The sequence below is a fragment of the Methylobacterium amylolyticum genome (assembly GCF_030700245.1).
GTDB lineage: Bacteria > Pseudomonadota > Alphaproteobacteria > Rhizobiales > Beijerinckiaceae > Methylobacterium.
Genome location: NZ_JAUYZI010000024.1, coordinates 21287 through 39421, shown reverse-complemented (window position 1 = coordinate 39421; position 18135 = coordinate 21287). Strand labels below are relative to the sequence as shown.

The 18135-nt window shown below is 73.7% G+C and carries 17 protein-coding genes; 7 read left to right on the top strand and 10 right to left on the bottom strand.

The annotated features are described in order from the left end of the window. Positions 1–103: 103 nt before the first annotated feature. The 4 genes from Q8W71_RS17460 (at position 104) to Q8W71_RS17445 (ending at position 3737) form a co-directional block, all read left to right on the top strand. Positions 104–898 carry a TlyA family RNA methyltransferase gene (locus Q8W71_RS17460; protein ID WP_305526664.1) on the top strand — a complete coding sequence of 265 codons (795 nt, stop codon included), beginning with the start codon at positions 104–106 and terminating at the stop codon, positions 896–898. Then, positions 895–2187, top strand: coding sequence for a class I SAM-dependent RNA methyltransferase (locus tag Q8W71_RS17455; protein ID WP_305526663.1), 1293 nt, complete (start codon positions 895–897; stop codon positions 2185–2187). The genes Q8W71_RS17460 and Q8W71_RS17455 overlap by 4 nt, the downstream gene beginning before the upstream one ends. 61 nt (positions 2188–2248) lie before the next feature. Further along, the gene (locus Q8W71_RS17450) at positions 2249–2524 is read left to right on the top strand and encodes a hypothetical protein (RefSeq protein WP_305526662.1); all 276 of its coding nucleotides are present in this window, start codon (positions 2249–2251) and stop codon (positions 2522–2524) included. A 208-nt stretch (positions 2525–2732) separates the two neighbouring features. Beyond that, entirely contained in the window at positions 2733–3737 is a 1005-nt protein-coding gene (locus tag Q8W71_RS17445; protein WP_305526661.1) for a magnesium transporter CorA family protein, read from the top strand. Between the two features lie 114 nt (positions 3738–3851). On the opposite strand, the gene Q8W71_RS17440 is transcribed toward Q8W71_RS17445, so the two are convergent. The 5 genes from Q8W71_RS17440 to Q8W71_RS17420 form a co-directional block, all read right to left on the bottom strand. Further along, the gene (locus Q8W71_RS17440) at positions 3852–5510 is read right to left on the bottom strand and encodes a B12-binding domain-containing radical SAM protein (protein WP_305526660.1); all 1659 of its coding nucleotides are present in this window, start codon (positions 5508–5510) and stop codon (positions 3852–3854) included. 320 nt (positions 5511–5830) lie between these two features. Next, the gene (locus tag Q8W71_RS17435; protein WP_305526659.1) at positions 5831–7507 is read right to left on the bottom strand and encodes a B12-binding domain-containing radical SAM protein; all 1677 of its coding nucleotides are present in this window, start codon (positions 7505–7507) and stop codon (positions 5831–5833) included. 256 nt (positions 7508–7763) lie between these two features. Next, positions 7764–8573: an SDR family NAD(P)-dependent oxidoreductase gene (locus Q8W71_RS17430; RefSeq protein WP_305526733.1), complete on the bottom strand. Its 810-nt coding sequence runs from the start codon at positions 8571–8573 to the stop codon at positions 7764–7766. A gap of 32 nt (positions 8574–8605) precedes the next feature. Beyond that, positions 8606–9370, bottom strand: a complete 765-nt coding sequence (locus tag Q8W71_RS17425) for an enoyl-CoA hydratase-related protein (protein WP_305526658.1) — start codon at positions 9368–9370, stop codon at positions 8606–8608. 12 nt (positions 9371–9382) lie between these two features. Further along, complete coding sequence (locus Q8W71_RS17420) at positions 9383–11122, bottom strand: acyl-CoA dehydrogenase (protein ID WP_305526657.1); 1740 nt, start codon at positions 11120–11122, stop codon at positions 9383–9385. 137 nt (positions 11123–11259) lie between these two features. On the opposite strand from Q8W71_RS17420, the gene Q8W71_RS17415 reads away from it, so the two are divergent. Then, complete coding sequence (locus tag Q8W71_RS17415; protein ID WP_305526656.1) at positions 11260–12258, top strand: L-threonylcarbamoyladenylate synthase; 999 nt, start codon at positions 11260–11262, stop codon at positions 12256–12258. A gap of 124 nt (positions 12259–12382) precedes the next feature. Here the strand turns inward: Q8W71_RS17415 and wrbA are convergent, their stop codons facing one another. Further along, on the bottom strand, positions 12383–12979 hold the full coding sequence (wrbA, locus tag Q8W71_RS17410; RefSeq protein ID WP_305526655.1) for an NAD(P)H:quinone oxidoreductase: 597 nt from the start codon (positions 12977–12979) through the stop codon (positions 12383–12385). A gap of 147 nt (positions 12980–13126) precedes the next feature. Between wrbA and Q8W71_RS17405 the strand changes: the two genes are divergently transcribed. Together Q8W71_RS17405 and Q8W71_RS17400 are read left to right on the top strand one after the other, a co-directional pair. Next, the gene (locus Q8W71_RS17405; protein WP_305526654.1) at positions 13127–14002 is read left to right on the top strand and encodes a LysR family transcriptional regulator; all 876 of its coding nucleotides are present in this window, start codon (positions 13127–13129) and stop codon (positions 14000–14002) included. 96 nt (positions 14003–14098) lie between these two features. Then, a complete protein-coding gene (locus Q8W71_RS17400) occupies positions 14099–14716 on the top strand; it encodes a DapH/DapD/GlmU-related protein (RefSeq protein ID WP_305526653.1) in 618 nt (205 codons plus the stop codon). Between the two features lie 36 nt (positions 14717–14752). Here Q8W71_RS17400 and greA read toward each other — a convergent pair whose 3' ends face one another. From greA to Q8W71_RS17380, 4 genes are all read right to left on the bottom strand, one after another. Then, positions 14753–15229 (bottom strand): transcription elongation factor GreA, encoded by a 477-nt coding sequence (greA, locus tag Q8W71_RS17395; protein ID WP_305526652.1) that lies wholly within the window; start codon positions 15227–15229, stop codon positions 14753–14755. 37 nt (positions 15230–15266) lie between these two features. Beyond that, the gene (gene acuI, locus Q8W71_RS17390) at positions 15267–16253 is read right to left on the bottom strand and encodes an acrylyl-CoA reductase (NADPH) (RefSeq protein ID WP_305526651.1); all 987 of its coding nucleotides are present in this window, start codon (positions 16251–16253) and stop codon (positions 15267–15269) included. 114 nt (positions 16254–16367) lie between these two features. Beyond that, positions 16368–16958 (bottom strand): hypothetical protein, encoded by a 591-nt coding sequence (locus Q8W71_RS17385; RefSeq protein ID WP_305526650.1) that lies wholly within the window; start codon positions 16956–16958, stop codon positions 16368–16370. Between the two features lie 319 nt (positions 16959–17277). Further along, positions 17278–17970, bottom strand: coding sequence for a class I SAM-dependent methyltransferase (locus Q8W71_RS17380; protein WP_305526649.1), 693 nt, complete (start codon positions 17968–17970; stop codon positions 17278–17280). Between the last annotated feature and the right edge of the window lie 165 nt (positions 17971–18135).

Here is an 18135-nt window from a genome sequence, read left to right as displayed (position 1 = left end):
CGGTGGCTCTCCTCTCCGGTCCGGGCTAGGTAGGGGGGCGCCGGCCCGCCGACAGGGCCGCAAGATCCGACACCCGAGCCCCGACGCCCGAGCCCCGAGATCCATGTCCCGAGACCTGCCCGCAGCGGGCAGCGACCCGGGCCGGCCGCAGCGCGCCGGCACCCGGGCCGACCTCTTCCTGGTGGCGCACGGCCATTTCGAGAGCCGCGCCCGGGCGCAGGCCGCGATCCGCGCCGGGCTGGTGCGCGCCGACGGGCGCCCGGTCCGTCGCGCCTCCGACCCGATCGCGCCCGGCGCGCGGATCGAGGCCCACCCCGAGCACCCCTACGCCTCCCGCGGCGGGCTGAAGCTCGCCGCCGCCCTCGACGCCTTCGGCCTCGACCCGCGCGGCCTGCCCTGCCTCGACGTCGGCGCCTCCACCGGCGGCTTCACCGACCTGCTGCTCGCCCGCGGCGCCGCCCACGTCCACGCCGTCGATGTCGGCCGCGGCCAGCTCCACCCGCGGCTCGCCGCCGACCCGCGGGTGACGAGCCTGGAGGGCACCGACATCCGCGGCCTCGACCCGGCGCGCCTCGTCCCCGCCCCGCTCCTGGCGAGCGTCGACGTGAGCTTCATCGGCCTCGCCCTCGTGCTGCCGGCCCTGCCGCCGCTGCTGGCGCCGGGTGGGGCGATCGTCGCGCTGATCAAGCCGCAATTCGAGGCCGGGCGCGGGCGGGTCGGCCGCGGCGGTCTCGTGCGCGACCCGGCCGTGCACGCCGAGGTCTGCGCCGCGGTGCGGGCGGTGCTGGAGGGACTCGGCGCGCGCGTCCTCGGGCCGGTCCCCTCCCCCGTGCCCGGCGGCGACGGCAACGCCGAGTTCCTGATCGGCGCGCGGCTGCCCGGGGGCGGCCCGGCATGAGCGCGCATCCCGGCCCGGGCACGGAGACGGCGACGGAGGCGGTGACGATCGCGCGGCTCGGCGCCCGCGGCGACGGCCTGGCCGCGGACGGCACGCCGGTCTCCTTCGCCCTGCCCGGCGAGCGCGTCGCGATCCGGCGGGCGGGGGCGCAGGGGGACCTCGTCGCGGTCGAGACCCCGTCGCCGGAGCGGGTCGCGCCGTTCTGCCCGCACTTCACCCGCTGCGGCGGCTGCCGCACGCAGCACCTCGCCCGGGACGCGGAGCTGGCCTGGAAGCGGGGCATCGTCGCCCAGGCGCTCGCCCAGGCGGGGCTCGACGCCGCGGTCGACCCGACGCGCGACGCGCACGGGGCCGGCCGGCGGCGGATCACCCTGCACGTGCGCGCGGTCGAGGGCCGGGCCGAGGCGGGGCTGATGGCCGCGCGCAGCCACGCCCTCGTGCCGATCGACCACTGCCCGATCACCGTGCCGGCGCTGCACCGCGCCCCCGCGGTGGCCCGGGCGCTCGCCGCCCCGCTCGGGCACGGGCGCAAGCCCCTCGACGTCGCCGTGACCGCCGTCGACCAGGGTCTCGACGTCGACCTGCGGGGGCACGGCCCGGCGGGGCCCGGCGTTCGCGCGGCGCTCGTGCGGCTCGGGGGCGAACTCGGCCTCGCGCGGCTGGCGCTCCACGGCGAGCGCTTGATGGAGGCCGAACCGGTCACCGTGCGCTCATCGGACGCTCGGCTCCACCCGGCGCCCGGCGGCTTCCTCCAGGCCACCGAGGCGGGGCAGGCGGTGCTGGCCGAGCTGGTCGGCGCGGCGCTCGGGCCGCGCGTCCGCCGGGTCGCCGACCTGTTCGCCGGCTGCGGCCCCCTCACCCTGGCGATGGCGCGGCGGGCGGCCGTCCACGCGGTGGAGGGCGACGCCGCGGCGCTCGCCGGGCTCGACCGGTCGGTGCGGGCGGCCGCCGGCCTCAAGCGGATCACCCACGAGCGGCGGGACCTGTTCCGCCGGCCCCTGCTGCCGACCGAGCTCGACGCCTTCGACGCGGTGGTGCTCGATCCGCCCCGGGCCGGCGCGGAGGCGCAGGTCCGCCAGCTCGCCGCCGCGCGCGTGCCCCTGGTGGTCGGCGTCTCCTGCGACGCCGGGACCTTCGGGCGCGACGCCGCCCTGCTGGCGGCGGGCGGCTACCGGCTGGAGCGGGTCACGCCGGTCGACCAGTTCCGGCACTCGGGCCACGTCGAGATGGTCGGCGTCTTCCACCGTCCCGCGGGGGACGGGCGTGCGCGGCGCGCGCCGCGGCCGTAGGCTGGCGCCCGCGCGCAACCTGCGCCACAAGGCCCCGTTCGACGGCGAGAGGAGTGACCCCATGGCGGCAGGAACGGGACGCGCGCGGCTCTGGCTCCTCGCGGCGGGCCTCCTCGTCCCGGGGGCGGCCGCCGCGCAGACATTCGCCCCGGACGAGACCGGCACCGGCGGCGGCCCCGCCTCGACGATCACCGCCCCCTACACCAACGACCTCGGGGTGACCAAGCCGCCGGGTACGTCGCTCGGCGCGGGCGAGATGCCGACGCCGCGGGAGCAGCGGCGCGAGCGGGTGCTGACCGACCGGATCGAGCGCAGCATCTGCGACGGCTGCAACTGAGGCCGGAGGGCGCCCCCGTCCGCACCCGGGGCAGGCTTCGCCCGGGCAAGTTCGCCCCGCACGGGCGCCACCCGTCACGGAACCTTCAAGAAACGGCGCCACACCCGCCCCGCCCCTCGTCCCGCCCCCTTGCGCCGCGCCCGGCGTTGCGGGATGCGGGCCCGGCGCGCGCCCCGCGCCGGCGTCATCCCCTGCCAGAGACCCGCTCGTGATCTTCATCCACCAGCCGGTCACCGACGCCGGGCAGAGGCTTCTCGAACGCCGCGCCGTCGACCTGCAGGACACGATCCCCGAGGACACCGTCTGGCTCGACCTGATCCGTCCGAGCCGGGAGGAGGAGCTGAAGGTCGAATCCTTCGCCGGCATCGAGGTGCCGACCCGGGAGGAGATGAAGGACATCGAGCCCTCCGAACTCCTCTACATCGAGGACGGGGCCCGCTACATGACCGGCCGGGTGCTGTCGAAGGTCAGCGACTCCGACGAGCCGGGGCTCGCGGGCATCACCTTCATCCTGCGCGGCACCCGCCTCGTCACGGTCCGCTACGAGGATCCGCAGGCGTTCCGGATGTACACGCAGCGCGCGGGCCGGGCCACCGGCAACGGCTACGCCTCGGCCGCCACCGGCGACGCGATCCTCGCCGGGCTGATCGAGGCGGTGATCGACCGGGCCGCCGACGTGCTCCAGCTCCAGGGCGAGCGCATCGACCGCCTATCCGGCAAGATCTTCGAGGTGCAGGAGGACCCGAGCGCCCGCAACACCGCCCTCCAGGACACGCTGCGCGCGCTCGGGCGCCACGGCGACCTGATCTCGAAGCAGCGCGAGAGCCTCGTCTCGATGGAGCGGATCCTGCTCTCGCTGTCGGCGACCTACCGCAGCAACAAGGCCCCGCGCGACCTGCGCGAGGACGTGCGCTCCACCCTGCGCGACCTCCAGTCGCTGGAGGAGCACGCGACCTTCCTGTCGACCAAGATCCAGTTCCTGCTCGACGCGACGCTCGGCCTCGTCAACCTCGAGCAGAACAACATCATCAAGCTGTTCTCGGTCATGGCGGTGGTGTTCATGCCGCCGACCCTGATCGCGTCGATCTACGGCATGAACTTCAAGACGATGCCGGAGCTGGAATGGCCCTACGGCTACCCGATGGCGCTGGTCATGATGGTGGTGGCGGCGGTGCTGCCCTACGCCTTCTTCCGCTGGAAACGGTGGCTGTGAGACCGCCCGCCCGGCCGGCGCCGCGCTACCGCGGCTCGTCCAGGCACAAGACCCGTCCGGCGGACGGCGCCAAGGGGACGCTGTGCACCGCCGCCCGACCCCTCCGCGCAGCCCTCAGGCCACCGCCGGCAGCGCCGCCGGACGCGCGCAGGCGGCATCCGTGTTGGCCGGCAGCGGCACCTGCTCGACGTAGCTGCCGTCGTCGATCGCCGCGATCTGGCGCTCCAGGGTCGCGATGACGAAGCGCGAGAACGGGTAGAGGTGGGTGAACATCACGACGTTCACCATCGCGAACTCGAACGCCCGCGGGTTGCGCAGGGCGAGCGTCAGGACCATCCGCCAGAACGGGCCGGCGAGCTCCCGGTGCCCGACGCTCATGCGCCAGCTCAGGCGGACGAAGGTGCGCAGGTCGTGCGCGATCCGCCGCCAGTTCACCGTCTCCTCGCGCAGCCGCGGGCGGTCGAGGGCGAGGCCGACCCGGGTCGCCCGGTCGAAGAAGGCGCGGGGCTCGTAGACCACCCCCAGGATGCGCCGGTAATCGGCCAGGATCTGCCGCCGCGGGCGCTTCGTCGCGAAGTTGAGGCCCGCCGTGCACTGGTCCCCCGGCATCTCGCGGTCCCAGTCCTCGTTCGAGTGCAGGCGGCCCTCGCGGGCGAGCCGGCGGTGGAGCTGCGTGCTCGGCAGCGCCGTCAGCAGGCCGATCATCGCCGCCGGGATCGCCGTGTCGGTCACGCAGCCGATCATCGCGTCGCCGATCGCGTCGGTCTCGGTGTCGAAGCCGACGATGAAGCCGGCGGTGACGAACATGCCGGCCGCGTAGATGCGGTGGACGCTCTCGCTGATCGACCGGCGGGTGTTCTGCTTCTTGGAGGTGTGGATCAGCGTCGTCTCGTCCGGCGTCTCGATGCCGATGAACACGACGAAGAAGTTCGCCTGGCGCATCAGGCCGAGCAGCTCGGCATCGTCGGCGAGGTTGAGCGAGGCCTCGGTCGAGAAGCGGAACGGGTAGCCGCGCGCCTTCTGCCACTCGATCAGGTGCGGCAGGAACAGCTTCACCGCCTTCTTGTTGCCGATCAGGTTGTCGTCGACGAAGTCGACGTGGCCGCGGTAGCCCAGCGCGTGCAGCCGGTCGAGTTCGCCGAGCATCTGCGACACCGTCTTGGTGCGCGGGCTGCGGCCGTACAGCTCGATGATGTCGCAGAACTCGCAGGTGAACGGGCAGCCGCGGGAGAACTGCACGCCGATGTAGATATAGTCGCGGAAGTTGAGCAGGTCGAAGCGCGGGATCGGGCTCCTGGTCACGTCCGCCTTGAACTTCTCGGCGCGGAACTCGCCGGCGCGGTCGCCGCGCTCCCAGGCGGCGACGAACTCGTGGATGATGCCCTCGGCCTCGCCGAGCACCCGGAAATCGGCGGCCGCGTAGGCCTCGGGCGTCGAGGTCGGGGCGGGGCCGCCGACGCAGACCGGCACGCCGAGCCGGTTGCACAGGGCGATCACCGCCGTGGTGCTCGGCCACTGGGGCAGCATGCCGCCGGTCATCACGAGGTCGGCGCCGCGCACGTCGTCCTCGGTCAGCTCGCCGGTGTTGCAGTCGACGAGCCGGAGCTGCCACGCGGTGGGCAGCAGGGCGGCGAGGGTGATCAGGCCGAGCGGCGGCGCGGAGTACTTCGCCCCGTGCAGCTCGGCCGGCTCCTTGAAGCACCAGAACGAGTTGGCGTCGAAGCGCGGGAACACGAGAAGAACGCGCGGGGCGGTCCGGGCCCGATCCGTCATGACTGTCATCTCCGCGCCGACGCCGGTCCACGCCCGTCGATCAGCCTATCCGATCGGCCGCGACCGCCAACGCGACCGACGCGTACAACCGCGGCGGATGGACTGATCTCCCGTGATTGTGCCGTTTTGGAGACAGTCCTGCGTCGGCCCGCGGGCCGGCGGCGACAGGTTCGGCCCCTGGACGCGGCTGAACCCGACGCGGCGACGCCGGCCGCGCGGCCCGGACGCCCGGCGGCGCACCGGGCGTCCGGCCATGAAAAAGGCCGCCGCGGGAGCGTCCCCGCGGCGGCCTTCGTCCTTCGGATCCTGCCTGTCCGGCGTCAGGCGACGGCGGCGAGGTGCTTGACCGCGACCTTGCCGACCTTCTGCGTGCCGCAGGCGGCGTCGTTGTCGGCGGCCATGATCGGCGGCTTGACCCAGCGGCCGGCGTCGAGGTCGGCGATGCGCCGGTCGATCTCCTTGATGACGTACCGCGAGAACGGGTAGACGTGCAGGTACAGCACCATGTTCGTCACCACGGCCTCCATCGCGGCCGGGTTCTTGCGGGCGGTCTCCAGGAACACGCTCCAGAAGTGCTTGGCGAGTTCCGGCCGGCGCACGGTCATCCGCCAGATGATCCGGGCGAGCGACCACAGGTCCTTGGCCACCGCGCCCCAGCGCACCTTGTGCGTGGCGAAGCTCGGGCGGTTCAGCCGGCGGCTCACCTCGCGCACCCGGTCGAAGAAGTTCGGCGGGTCGTAGACCTCCTTCAGCACCTCGCGGTAGTCGGCGAGGATGTCGCGCTGCGGCCGCAGCGGCACGAAGTTGATCCCTTGCGTGCACTGGTCGCCCTGATCGGCGGTGGTGAGCGCGTAGTTCTCGTAGAGGCGCCCCTCCTTGCGCAGGCGGCGGGAGAGCTGGGTGTTCGGCAGGGCGTAGAGCAGGCCGACCATCGCGATCGGGATGCCGGTCTGGCCGATGCAGGTCGACATCGCCTTGGCGACGCTGTCCTTCTCGCTGTCGAAGCCGACGATGAAGCCGGCGGTGACGAACATCCCCGCCTCGTAGAGCTTGTGCACGCTGTCGGCGATCGAGCGCTTGGTGTTCTGCTTCTTCTGCGTCTGGATCAGCGTCGCCTCGTCCGGCGTCTCGATGCCGGTGAACAGCGCGTAGAAGTTCGACTGCCGCATCAGGCCGAGCAGCTCGTCATCGTCGGCGAGGTTGAGCGAGGCTTCCGTGGAGAACTTGAACGGGTAGCCCTTCTCCTCCTGCCACTTGATCAGGTGCGGCAGGAACAGCTTGATCGCCTTCTTGTTGCCGATCAGGTTGTCGTCGACGAAGTCGACGTGGCCGCGGTAGCCGAGCGCGTACAGGCGGTCGAGCTCGGCCAGCATCTGCGGCGTGGTCTTGGTGCGCGGGGCGCGGCCGTACAGCTCGATGATGTCGCAGAACTCGCAGGTGAACGGGCAGCCGCGCGAGAACTGCACGCCGATGTAGAGGTAGTGGCTGAAGGTCAGCAGGTCGAAGCGCGGGATCGGGCTCTTGGTCACGTCGGCCTTGAACTTCGGCGCGGTGAAGCGGCCGGTGCGCTCGCCGCGCTCCCAGGCGGCGACGAATTCGGGGAGGATGCCCTCCGCCTCGCCCGCCACGATGAAGTCGGCGCGGTCGTACATCTCCGGCGTCGAGGTCGGGGCGGGGCCGCCGACGCAGACCGGTGTGCCGAGTTCGCGGCACTTCTCGATGACGATCAGGCAGTCCGGCTCCTGCGGGAGCATGCCGCCGGTCATCACGAGGTCGGCGGCCTGGATCTCCTCGTCCGTCAGCGTCTCGCAGTTGCGGTTGATCAGCCGGATGTCCCACGCCTTCGGCAGCATCGCCGCGAGCGTGATCAGGCCGAGGGGCGGCGCCGGGGCGCGGGCGCCCTGCAGCTCCATCGCCTCTTTGAAGTTCCACATCGAGTTCTCGTAGAACTTCGGGAACACCATCAGCACGCGGGGGGCCGTGTTCGCGTCCGACATGCTTGTTTCCCTCGCTCCACATGCGCCGCACCACGCCCGGGTCAAAGTCGGACGGCGGCCAGGATCGGCCCTCTGCCTGCGGGAGAATTGAGGCCGTTTTTCGCTCCCGCAACGATCGCGGTGCACCCGCCGATCGAGGCCAGCGGCAGGACGCCGTCAATGGCCCGCGGAATCAAGTGTTTTTGTCGAGGACGACGAGGCCCGGGCCGACGATTGCCCCGCGGTTGCGCCATTTGCGCGACAGGCCGCGCCGGCCTCAGGGCCCGACCCGGAACCGCTCCGGCCGGGTGCCGTCCGCGTCGGTGAAGCCGTAGACCCGCGCGAGGTCGCCCGCGTGCAGGATCTGCCCCGCGCGGGCCGCGACCGCCGGGTCGGCGGCCAGCGCGGCGAGGGCCCGGCCGGCGTAGAGCGGGCTCTCGGTGGCCAGATCCTCCCGCCCGAGGTCGCGGGCCCGCTCGGTGGCGACGGAGCCGGGGGAGAGGCCGAGCGCCGTCACCCCGTGGGGCGCGAGTTCCCGGGCGAAGCCCAGGGCCAGCCGGTTGGTGGCGGCCTTGGCCGCGTCGTAGAACACGTCGCCGAGGTAGCCGTCCTGCGTGCCGAACGAGACCAGCGCGATCAGGCCGGAGCGGGCGGCGACCATCGCCGGGGCCACCGCCCGGGCCAGCAGCAGCGCCGGCAGCGGGCCCGCCTGCATCAGGCCGAGGAACGGCTCGGCCGAGCGGCGCCAGAACGGCGTGCCCCAGCCGGCCCCGTCGGGGTAGCGCGTCCCGTCGTAGCCCTCGTTGCCGCCCCAGACCGCGCAGGCCGCCACGTCGATCCGCCCGAACCGGCGCAGGGCCCAGTGCACCAGCGCGTCGGTCGCCCGCTCGGAGCGGTGGTCGCAGAGGTAGTGGTGGCCGGAGCCCCCCGCCGCGTCGACCATGCGGGCGGTGTCCTCGATCGCCTCCGGGCGCATCTCGGTGCGCGGGCCGGTCTCGCTGGAGCGGGCGGTGACGATCACCGTCGCCCCGGCCTCGCCGAGCGCCCGGGCGAGCCCCCGCCCGACGCCCCGCGACGCCCCCGCCACGAGGCAGATCTTCTGGGACAGGTCGGGGGCGCTCACGCGGAAGCAGGCTTGGCCCGCGAGAGGAAGGCTCTGAGCCGCTCCTGCGATTCGGGCGAGCGGAGCTGCGCGTCGAAGGCCGCCGCCTCCGCCTCCAGCGCCGCCTCGACCGCGGCCTGATCGCCGCGGATCAGCTTGCGCGAGGCGGCGAGCGCGCCGCGGGGCAGGGCCGCCAGCCGCCCGGCCTGGGCCACGGCGTGCTCGACCAGCATGTCGGCGGGGATCACCGCGTTGACGAGCCCGAGCGCCTGCGCCCCGTCGGCGTCGAGCGCCTCCGAGAGCAGCAGCAACTCTGTCGCCCGCAGCCGCCCGATCCGCAGCGGCAGCAGGTAGCTCGACGCCGCCTCCGGCACGAGGCCGAGCTCCACGAACGGCAGGCGCAGCCGCGCCGCCGGGCTCGCGTAGACGAGGTCGCAGTGCAGGGTCAGCGTCGCGCCGATGCCGACCGCGATGCCGTCCACCGCCGCCACCATCGGCGTGCGCGTGCGCGCGAGCTGGCGGATGAACTGGAGCGCCGGCGCCTCGCTGAAGCCCCGCTCCGCCTGACCGACGAAATCGGCGAGGTCGTTGCCGGCGCTGAACACGCCGGGCTGGCCCGCGAACACCACCGCCCCGATGTTCTCCGAGGCGTCCGCCGCGACGAGGGCGTCGCGCAGGGCGTCGTACATCGCGCCGGTCAGGGCGTTCTTCTTCTCCGGGCGGTCGAGGGTGATCAGGCGGACGCCGCCGTCGAGATCCGCGACCGAGACATTGTGCGCCATGTCCGTACCCTCTCAGCCCGCGAGCGCCACCGCCGCATCGTCCGTGAAGCCGCCGCCCGCGAGCACCGCCTGCTCCAGCCCGGAGGCCGCGGGCAGCAGGTTCTCCGCGTAGAACCGCGCCAGCGCGATCCGGGCGGCGTGCGCGGGATCCGTCTCGCCGGCCTTGAGCGCGGCGGACGCGGCGAGGGCCGCCTTGGCGAGGCAGGCCCCGCCGAGGGCGAGGCCGAACAGGCGCAGGTACGGCGCGGCGCCGGCGAGCGCCGCCTCCGGCCGGTTCGAGCCGAGCGCCGCGAGCTGGTGGCTGGTCGCCCGGTCGAGGGCTTCGATGCCCGCGCGCAGCCGCGCCGCGCCGTGGCCGAAGGCCGGCTCGGCGCTCTTCAGCAGGCCCTCGGCGACGCGGCGCATCCACGCGATCTGGGCACGGATCGTGGCGCCGCCGTTGAGCGGCAGCTTGCGGCCGGTGAGGTCGATCGCCTGGATGCCGTTGGTGCCCTCGTAGATGCCGAGGATGCGCGCGTCGCGCATGAGCTGGGCGGCGCCGGTCTCCTCGACGAAGCCCATGCCGCCGTGGACCTGGACGCCGAGCGAGGTGATCTCGTTGGCGAGATCGGTGGAGAACGCCTTGGCCACCGGCGTCAGCAGCGAGGCGCGGTCGAGGGCTGCGCGGCCCTCGGGGCCCTGCGCGGCGTCCAGCGCCGCGGCGGTGAGGTAGCAGATGCCGCGCGCCGCCGCGGTGTAGGCCTTCATGGTCAGCAGCATGCGCTGCACGTCCGGGTGGGCGACGATCGGGCTCGTCGCCTCGACCGCCCCGAGCGCCTTGCCCTGCCGGCGCTCGCGGGCATAGGCCAGCGCCTTCTGGGTCGCGGCCTCGGCGATGCCCACGCCCTGGAGCCCGACATTGAGGCGGGCCGCGTTCATCATCGTGAACATGCAGGCGAGGCCCTTGTTCTCCTCGCCGATCAGCCAGCCGGTGGCGCCGCCGCCGTCGCCGAAGGCCATCGAGCAGGTCGGCGAGGCGTTGATGCCGAGCTTGTGCTCGATGCCCGAGCAGCGGAGGTCGTTGGCGGACCCGTCCGGCAGGACCTTGGGGACCAGGAACAGGGAGATGCCGCGGGTGCCGGCCGGCGCATCCTTCAGCCGGGCCAGCACGAGGTGGACGATGTTGTCGGAAAGATCGTGCTCGCCGTAGGTGATGTAGATCTTGGCGCCGGTGATCCGATAGCTGCCGTCGCCGACGGGCTCGGCACGGGTGCGCAGGAGCGCGAGGTCCGAGCCCGCCTGCGGCTCGGTCAGGTTCATGGTGGCCGGCCATTCGCCGGAGACCAGCTTCTCGAGGTAGCGCGCCTTGAGGTCGTCCGAGCCGTGGGCGGAGAGCGCCTCGATGCCGCCCTGCGTCAGCAGCGGGCAGAGGCCGAAGGCGAGGTTCGCGCCGTTCCACATCTCGGTGCAGGCGGCCTCGACGAGCTTCGGCAGGCCCTGGCCGCCGTGGTCGGGATCGGCCGAGAGCCCGTTCCAGCCCCCGGCGGTGAAGGTGCCGTAGGCGTCCCGCCAGCCCGGCGGCGTGGTGACGCGGCCCTCGGAGAACGGCGTGCCGTGCCGGTCGCCGACCCGGTTCAGCGGCGCGATCACCCCGTCGGCGATCCGGGCCGCCTCGGTCAGGATCGCCGCGGCGTCCTCGGGGTCGACCGCCTCCAACCCGGCGACGTGGCGCAGGGTGAACAGCATCTCGGGGACGGGGGCGCGGTAGCTCATCGTGGTCGGATCCTCCCGGCGCCCTGCGCCCCAGGCCTCCCGAGCCGGCGCGTTTGACCTGCGCGCGGGCACGGGGCTAGGCCGCTGTCGCTCCACCGCGCGAGGCGGTGCGACGTTCGCCGGAGATGGCATCCCGCATGAGCGATCCCGGGTCAACGGCCCCGGTCGAGACACGGCTCCTCGGGCCCGACGCGGACGGGCTCGCCGCGGCGGCGGCGCTCCTGCGCGCGGGCCGCCTCGTCGCCTTCCCGACCGAGACGGTCTACGGCCTCGGCGCCGACGCGGGCGACCCGGCGGCGGTGGCGCGGATCTTCGCCGCCAAGGCGCGCCCGCGCTTCAACCCGCTGATCGCGCACCTGCCCGATACCGAGGCGGCCCGGGCCGAGGGGATGTTCGACGCGGCGGCGCAGACGCTCGCGGCGGCGTTCTGGCCCGGCCCGCTGACGCTGGTGGTGCCGGCGCACCCGGGCACGCGGGTCTGCGACCTCGCCCGCGCCGGCCTGCCGAGCGTCGCCCTGCGGGTGCCGGCCCATCCCCTCGCCCGCGACCTGCTCGCCGCCGTCGGGCGGCCGGTGGCCGCGCCGTCCGCGAACCGCTCGGGTCGGGTCAGCCCGACCCGGGCGGACCACGTCCTCGACGATCTCGCCGGGCGGATCGCCGCCGTGCTCGACGGGGGCGACACGCAGGTCGGGGTCGAATCGACCGTGGTCGCCTGCCTCGGCGGGCCGCCGCGGCTGCTGCGTCCGGGCGGGATCACCCGCGCTGCGCTACGCGCGGTCCTCGGCACCGATCCCGTGGACGCGAACGCGTCGGACGCCGAGCGGCCGGCGGGGCCGGGCCTGCTCGCATCGCACTACGCGCCGCGGGCCCGCGTGCGCCTCGACGCCGAGCGGATCGCGCCGGGGGAGGCCGTGCTGCTGTTCGGCGCGGCCCGGCCGCCGGGCCTGGAGGGCGCCCGCGCCGTCCGCGACCTCAGCCCGGCGGGGGACCCGGCCGAGGCGGCGGCCCGCCTGTTCGGCGCACTGCGCGATCTCGATGCCACGGGGGCCGAGACGATCGCGGTGGTGCCGATCCCGGACGACGGCCTCGGCGAGGCGATCCGCGACCGGCTGGCCCGGGCCGCAGCGCCGCGCTGAGTTTTTCGGATCACGGTGGAACCGTGCCGCCCAGTACCCGTTATCCGGTTACGAAGGCCATCTCAGCCCCCATTGGCCTTTCCCCTTCCAAGGCTCGGAGCGATCCGAGCCTTTTTTCTTGCCCTCAGGCGAGCTTGGCGGCGATGCCGGCCACGTGGCGGCCCTGGTAGCGGGCGCCGTCCAGCTCGACCGCGCTCGGCTGGCGGGAGCCGTCGTTGTCGGCGATCGTGCTGGCGCCGTAGGGGGTGTTGCCCTTCACCGCCTCGACGCCGGTCTGACCCGGGAAGGCGTAGGGCAGCCCGACCACGACCATGCCGTGGTGGAACAGCACGGTGTGGAAGCTCGTGAGCGTCGTCTCCTGGCCGCCGTGCTGCGAGGCGGTGGAGGTGAACACCGAGCCGACCTTGCCGACCAGCGCGCCCTTCATCCACAGGCCGCCGGTCTGGTCGATGAACTGCTTCATCTGCGAGGCCATGTTGCCGTAGCGGGTCGGCGTGCCGAAGATGATCGCGTCGTACTCGGCCAGCTCGTCCACGGTGGCGATCGGCGCGGGCTGGTCGAGCTTGAAGTGGCTCTTCCGGGCGACCTCCTCGGGCACCAGCTCCGGCACGCGCTTCACCGCGACCTCGGCCCCGGTCTCGCGGGCACCCTCGGCGACGGCGTAGGCCATCTGCTCCACGTGGCCGTAGGTCGAGTAGTACAGCACCAGGATCTTCGCCACGGCGGGCTCTCCTCTCGAGCGTGTCTCTTGCGGGTCCACGTGCGAACGCCCCCGGGGCGGCGCACCGGCCCGTCAATCGCGCGTCCGCGGCTTTGCAGGAAGGCCGAGGGCTGCAAGAGTGCCCTTGCGGAAATGCAAGGATAGCGCGTGCCGGCCGGCTGGGACGATTTTCGGTTCGTAAAGGCCGTGGCCGAGGGCGGCGGCCTCGCGGCGGCCGCGTCGGCGCTCGGCATCGACCACTCCACCGCCTTCCGGCGCCTCGCGGCGATCGAGGCGGGCCTCGACGCGCCGCTGTTCGAGCGGCGGCGCACCGGCTACGTGCCGACCCAGGCCGGGGCCGCGATGGTCGAGGCCGCGGAGCGGATCGAGGCGGACGTGACGCGCTTCTCCCGGGCGCTCGCGGGCCAGGCGGACACGCTCTCGGGCGAGTTGCGGGTGACGGCGCCTGCCGGGTTCGCGAGCGGCCTGATGATGCCGATCCTCGCGGGCTTCTCGGCCCGCCACCCGGCGATCCGCCTCGACCTGATCCTGGCCGAGGAAGCGCTGAACCTCTCGCGCCGCGACGCGGACGTGGCGCTGCGCGCGAGCCGCGGCCCGGACGAGACCCTGGTCGGGCGCCGGCTCACCGGGATCGCCTGGGCCGTCTACGGGCTGGCCGGGGGCACCTACGGCGATCTCGCGCGGGAGCCCTGGATCGGCGTCGCCGAGTCGGTCGCCGGCGGGCTGTTCGCGCGCTTCGTGCGGGCGCGCGCCGAGCCCGACCGGGTGCGGGTGCGGCTCAACGCGGTGACGGGGCTGCGCGCCGCGGTCGCCGCCGGGCTGGGGATCGCCCCCCTCCCCTGCTTCGAGGCCGATTCCGACGCGGGCCTGCGGCGGCTCACCGACCCGGAGCCGGACCTGTCCGCCGATCTCTGGATCCTGACCCATCCGGATCTGCGCCGCGCCGCCCGGGTGCGCGCCTTCATGGACCACGTCGCCGCGGCGATCCGGCCGCTGCGCCCGGCCTTCGAGGGACGCCGCTGAACCCGGCCTGCCCGACCATCACGCCCCCGACAAACGCGCGCGCTACGGGACGGGGCCCGAACCCGGGCGACCGGACCTCAGCACGGCGGCCGCGCGATGCCCAAGCTCAGCGAGCATACCCCCCTCGTCCATCCCACCGCGGAAGTCGTCGCCTCGACGCTCGGCCGCTACACCGAGGTCGAGGCGCGCTCCCGCCTCTCCGAGACGGAGCTGGGCGACTACTCCTACGTGATGCAGGATTGCTCGCTCTGGGCGAGCCGCGTCGGCAAGTTCGTCAACATCGCCGCGATGGTGCGCCTCAACGCCACCAACCACCCGACGGAGCGGGCCACCCTGCACCACTTCACCTACCGGGCCGCCGACTATTTCGAGGGCGCCGCGGACGAGGCGGCGTTCTTCGCGCGGCGGCGCGCGCAGCCCGTCACCGTCGGTCATGACGTCTGGATCGGCCACGGCGCCACGGTGCTGCCGGGCGTCACGGTGGGCAACGGCGCGGTGGTCGGCGCGGGCGCCGTGGTGTCGCGGGATGTGGCGCCCTACACGATCGTCGGCGGCGTGCCGGCGCGCCTGATCCGCGCGCGCTTCGCCCCGGATCTCGGCGCGCGGATGGACCGGCTCGCGTGGTGGGACTGGCCGCACGACCGGCTGTTCCGGGCGCTCGCGGATTTCCGGAGCCTCGAGGCCGGGGCGTTCCTCGACCGCTACGAGGCGTGAGTGAGGTCGTCGGCCGCGGCGGCCGCACCGCCCGCGTCAGGCCTCGATCGCGACGATCTCCACCTCGCGGCCGTTCACCTCGACCACGTCGCCGATGCTCTTGCCGGTGAGGGCCCGGGCCAGCGGCGCCACGTAGGAGATCGAGCCCTTGTGCGGGTCGGCCTCGTCCTCGCCGACGATGCGGAAGGTCTGCCGGCTCTCGCCGCCGTCCTCGTCCTCGCGCAGCACCGTGACCGTGGCGCCGAAATGCACCGTGTCGCCGTCGAGCGGCTCGACGAGCTGCGCCGTGTTCTTGCGGGCGAGCCAGTAGCGCAGGTCGCGCCCGATCCGGGCGTCCTCGGCCTTGTCGCTGCGGTCGAGTTCCCCGACCTCGCGCTGGAGGCGCGCGACCTCAGCCTCGATCTGGGCGAGCCCCTGCGGCGTGACGAAGTTGGTGTGCGGCGAGATCGGCCGGTCGGGAAGATCCTCGAAGGCTTCCCCGCCCTCCGGCTCACGGATGAATGCGACGCTCATGAAGCAGGCAATCCGCGAGGAACGGCCGCGGTTCCCCTCAGGCGACCTCGACCACCGTCCGCCCGCGGACCTTGCCGTCCAGGATCGCCTCGCCCAGGCGGCCGACTTCCTCCAGGCGGATGCGGCTCGTCATCGCCGCGAGCTTCTCCAGATCCAGCTCGCGCGCCAGCCGCGCCCACGCCTCGCGGCGCTTGGACTGGGGCGTGGTGACGCTGTTGATGCCGAGCAGGGAGACGCCGCGCAGGATGAAGGGCGCCACCGAGGTCGGCAGGTCCATGCCCTGCGCCAGACCGCAGGCGGCCACCGCCCCGTCCGCCTTCGTCATCGCCAGCACGTTGGCGAGCGTGACGGAGCCGACCGCGTCGACCGCCGCCGCCCAGCGCTCCTTGCCCAGCGGCCGGCCGGGCTTGGCGAGCTCCGCCCGGTCGAGGATCTCGGCGGCGCCGAGGCCCTTGAGGTAGTCCGCCTCGCCCGCGCGGCCGGTGGAGGCGATCACGTGCCAGCCGGCGCGGGCGAGCAGCGCCACCGCCACCGAGCCGACGCCCCCCGAGGCGCCGGTGACGAGGGCCGGGCCGTGGGCGGGGGTCACGCCGTGGGCGTCGAGCGCCATGAGGCTCAGCATCGCGGTGTAGCCCGCCGTGCCGACCGCCATCGCCTGCTCCGGCGAGAGCCCGGCGGGCAGCGGCACCAGCCAGTCGCCCTTGACCCGGGCGCGCTCGGCGTAGGCGCCGAGATGGGTCTCGCCGACGCCCCAGCCGGTATGGACCACCGCGTCGCCGGGCCTGTAGTCGGGGTGGTCCGAGGTCTCGACCACGCCGGAGAAGTCGATGCCGGGGATCATCGGGAAGCGGCGCACGACGGGCGAGCGGCCGGTCATGGCGAGCCCGTCCTTGTAGTTCACGGTCGAGTGCGTGACCCGCACGGTCACGTCGCCGTCCATCAGGTCGGCGTCGTCGAAATCCCGGAACGCGAGCGTCTGGCCGCCCTCGGTCTTCTCGACCACCCAGGCCTTGAACGTGCCCATCGAACGACTTCCCTCTGCCTTCGGCCCGAAGGGTACGGCGGCGTCCTCCGGAATCAAGACGGCCCGGGCGAGAGGCCCGGGCCGCCGTCAGGATCGGATGGGGCCGGAGCCGCCTCAGTAGCCGTCGTAGATGCTGCCGGTGGAGAAGCCGAGGGCAACGCCGATATCGGCCGAGCTCGCGCCGGCGATGCCGAGGGCGTCCGGGATCGAGCCGGTATAGGCCGCCGCGCGGTAGCCGCCGTAGCAGCCCGGACCGCAGCCCCCGCCCGCCGGCGCCCAGCCGGCCCGGGCCGGGGCCACGAGCACCCGCTTGCTGACGGTGGCGTATTCCGGCGGGATCGTCTCCGGGATCGACTGGGCGGGGCGGACCAGCACGGTCCGGCTGCGCAGGGCGAAGCGCGGGGGCGTCGTCACCCAGCAGCCCACCAGCTCGCCGCCGGGGCCGCGGCTGGTCTGCCAGACCCGGCCCCCGGGGGAGACCATCACCTGCTCAGACACGGTGTCGTAGACCGGCGGGACCGTGCGGTAGACGGTGCGCGGCGGCCGGACCAGCACGTTCTCCTGCACCGTGCCGTAGACCGGCGGCGTCGCGACGTAGCGGTAGCACGACGGACCGTAGCAGCCGCCGGCCTGAGCGGGCGCCGCGAGGAGGAGGCCGCCCAGCGCGGCGGCGAGCAGGGGAAGACGGGCGACCGGCGTGGTCATCGATGGATCCTTCGGGAGACGCGGGAACTGCGGGACGCGGCCGCATTCCGCGGACCTCGCACTCTGAAGGAAGCAGGACGACGCCGACTCGTTCAAGCAATATCGGGAACCAGAGTAAACTTAACCTATGGGTCCGACTGCGTATTCCATCGCGGCGCACGGATTAACTGTCTTTGTCCACAGATCGGAACAAATCGAACGATCGGCGCGGTCCGATCCTAACCCTGCAAGGCGGAGAGCTCGCGGGCGCGACCCCGCGCGGTCGGGCGGTTTCAGGCCTTGTCCGGAGGTGCGCTCCACCGAGCCGGCGGCGTGTGCCCTAACGGGTCAGGACCAGCAGCGAGTAGCCGCCGAGCAGGGCGGCGGCCGCGTCGGGGCGCAGGGCGTAGAGGCCGCGGCGCGCGACGTTGAGGAGAGCGGCCTTGGCATTGCGCACCGCGCCGGGCGTCTCGAGGGCGGTGGCCGTGTACGCCCAGTCCACGATCTCGTGGTCGGCCTGCGCCAGGGTCGCCAGCGCCGTCTCCTTCGAGAAGTAGTGCAGATGCCCGACCTTCTCCCGCGCGTGGGCGATCGGCCAGCCCCGGGCGACCGCCAGCGCGTTCATGTCGAGGGGCACGTGGAAGATCTTGTGCTCGGCCAGCGGCCGCATCCGGCGGGCGAAGGCGATGTAGTCCTCGACGTGCTCCATGACGTCGAGGGCCAGGGCGACGTCGAAGTGCAGGCCGGACGCGAAGGCGTCCGCGCCGGTGAAGGTCAGGCCGTCGCGCGTCCGCGTGCGCGCCAGGGCGAGCGCCTGCTGCGACACCTCGAAGCCCTGGAGGCGCGCGGCGGGGAAGGTCTCGCCCAGCCGGACGAGGACCTCGCCCGCGCCGCAGCCGACCTCGCAGAGGGTCCGCGGCACGATCCCGTGCCGGCCGAGCATGGTTCGGACCTGCTCCGCCTTCCAGGGCGAATCCTCGACGTGCCACGTCGCGTTGCGCGCCATGTAGGCGCCGGAAGTGTAGATGTTCACCCGTGGTCCCCGCGGCGGCCGCGCGGATCCACGCTCCGCCATCCGCCGTGGCCGCGTAAAGCCTCAACCCGCCCCGGGCCGCGCCGGGCACTACGCAGGCGCGCTCTGAAACGGCGACGAGGGTTAACGCGCGGACCCCGACCCTTCCGGGCGGAAGCGCCGGCC

Excerpts from the sequence above, each read along its gene's own strand:
- Q8W71_RS17440 (WP_305526660.1), bottom strand. The coding sequence starts at position 5,510 with ATGACGGATCGGGCCCGGACCGCCCCGCGCGTTCTTCTCGTGTTCCCG.
- Q8W71_RS17400 (WP_305526653.1), top strand. The coding sequence starts at position 14,099 with ATGCCCAAGCTCAGCGAGCATACCCCCCTCGTCCATCCCACCGCGGAA.
- Q8W71_RS17460 (WP_305526664.1), top strand. The coding sequence starts at position 104 with ATGTCCCGAGACCTGCCCGCAGCGGGCAGCGACCCGGGCCGGCCGCAG.
- Q8W71_RS17420 (WP_305526657.1), bottom strand. The coding sequence starts at position 11,122 with ATGAGCTACCGCGCCCCCGTCCCCGAGATGCTGTTCACCCTGCGCCAC.
- greA (WP_305526652.1), bottom strand. The coding sequence starts at position 15,229 with ATGAGCGTCGCATTCATCCGTGAGCCGGAGGGCGGGGAAGCCTTCGAG.
- Q8W71_RS17415 (WP_305526656.1), top strand. The coding sequence starts at position 11,260 with ATGAGCGATCCCGGGTCAACGGCCCCGGTCGAGACACGGCTCCTCGGG.
- Q8W71_RS17450 (WP_305526662.1), top strand. The coding sequence starts at position 2,249 with ATGGCGGCAGGAACGGGACGCGCGCGGCTCTGGCTCCTCGCGGCGGGC.
- Q8W71_RS17435 (WP_305526659.1), bottom strand. The coding sequence starts at position 7,507 with ATGTCGGACGCGAACACGGCCCCCCGCGTGCTGATGGTGTTCCCGAAG.
- Q8W71_RS17425 (WP_305526658.1), bottom strand. The coding sequence starts at position 9,370 with ATGGCGCACAATGTCTCGGTCGCGGATCTCGACGGCGGCGTCCGCCTG.
- Q8W71_RS17455 (WP_305526663.1), top strand. The coding sequence starts at position 895 with ATGAGCGCGCATCCCGGCCCGGGCACGGAGACGGCGACGGAGGCGGTG.
- Q8W71_RS17385 (WP_305526650.1), bottom strand. The coding sequence starts at position 16,958 with ATGACCACGCCGGTCGCCCGTCTTCCCCTGCTCGCCGCCGCGCTGGGC.
- acuI (WP_305526651.1), bottom strand. The coding sequence starts at position 16,253 with ATGGGCACGTTCAAGGCCTGGGTGGTCGAGAAGACCGAGGGCGGCCAG.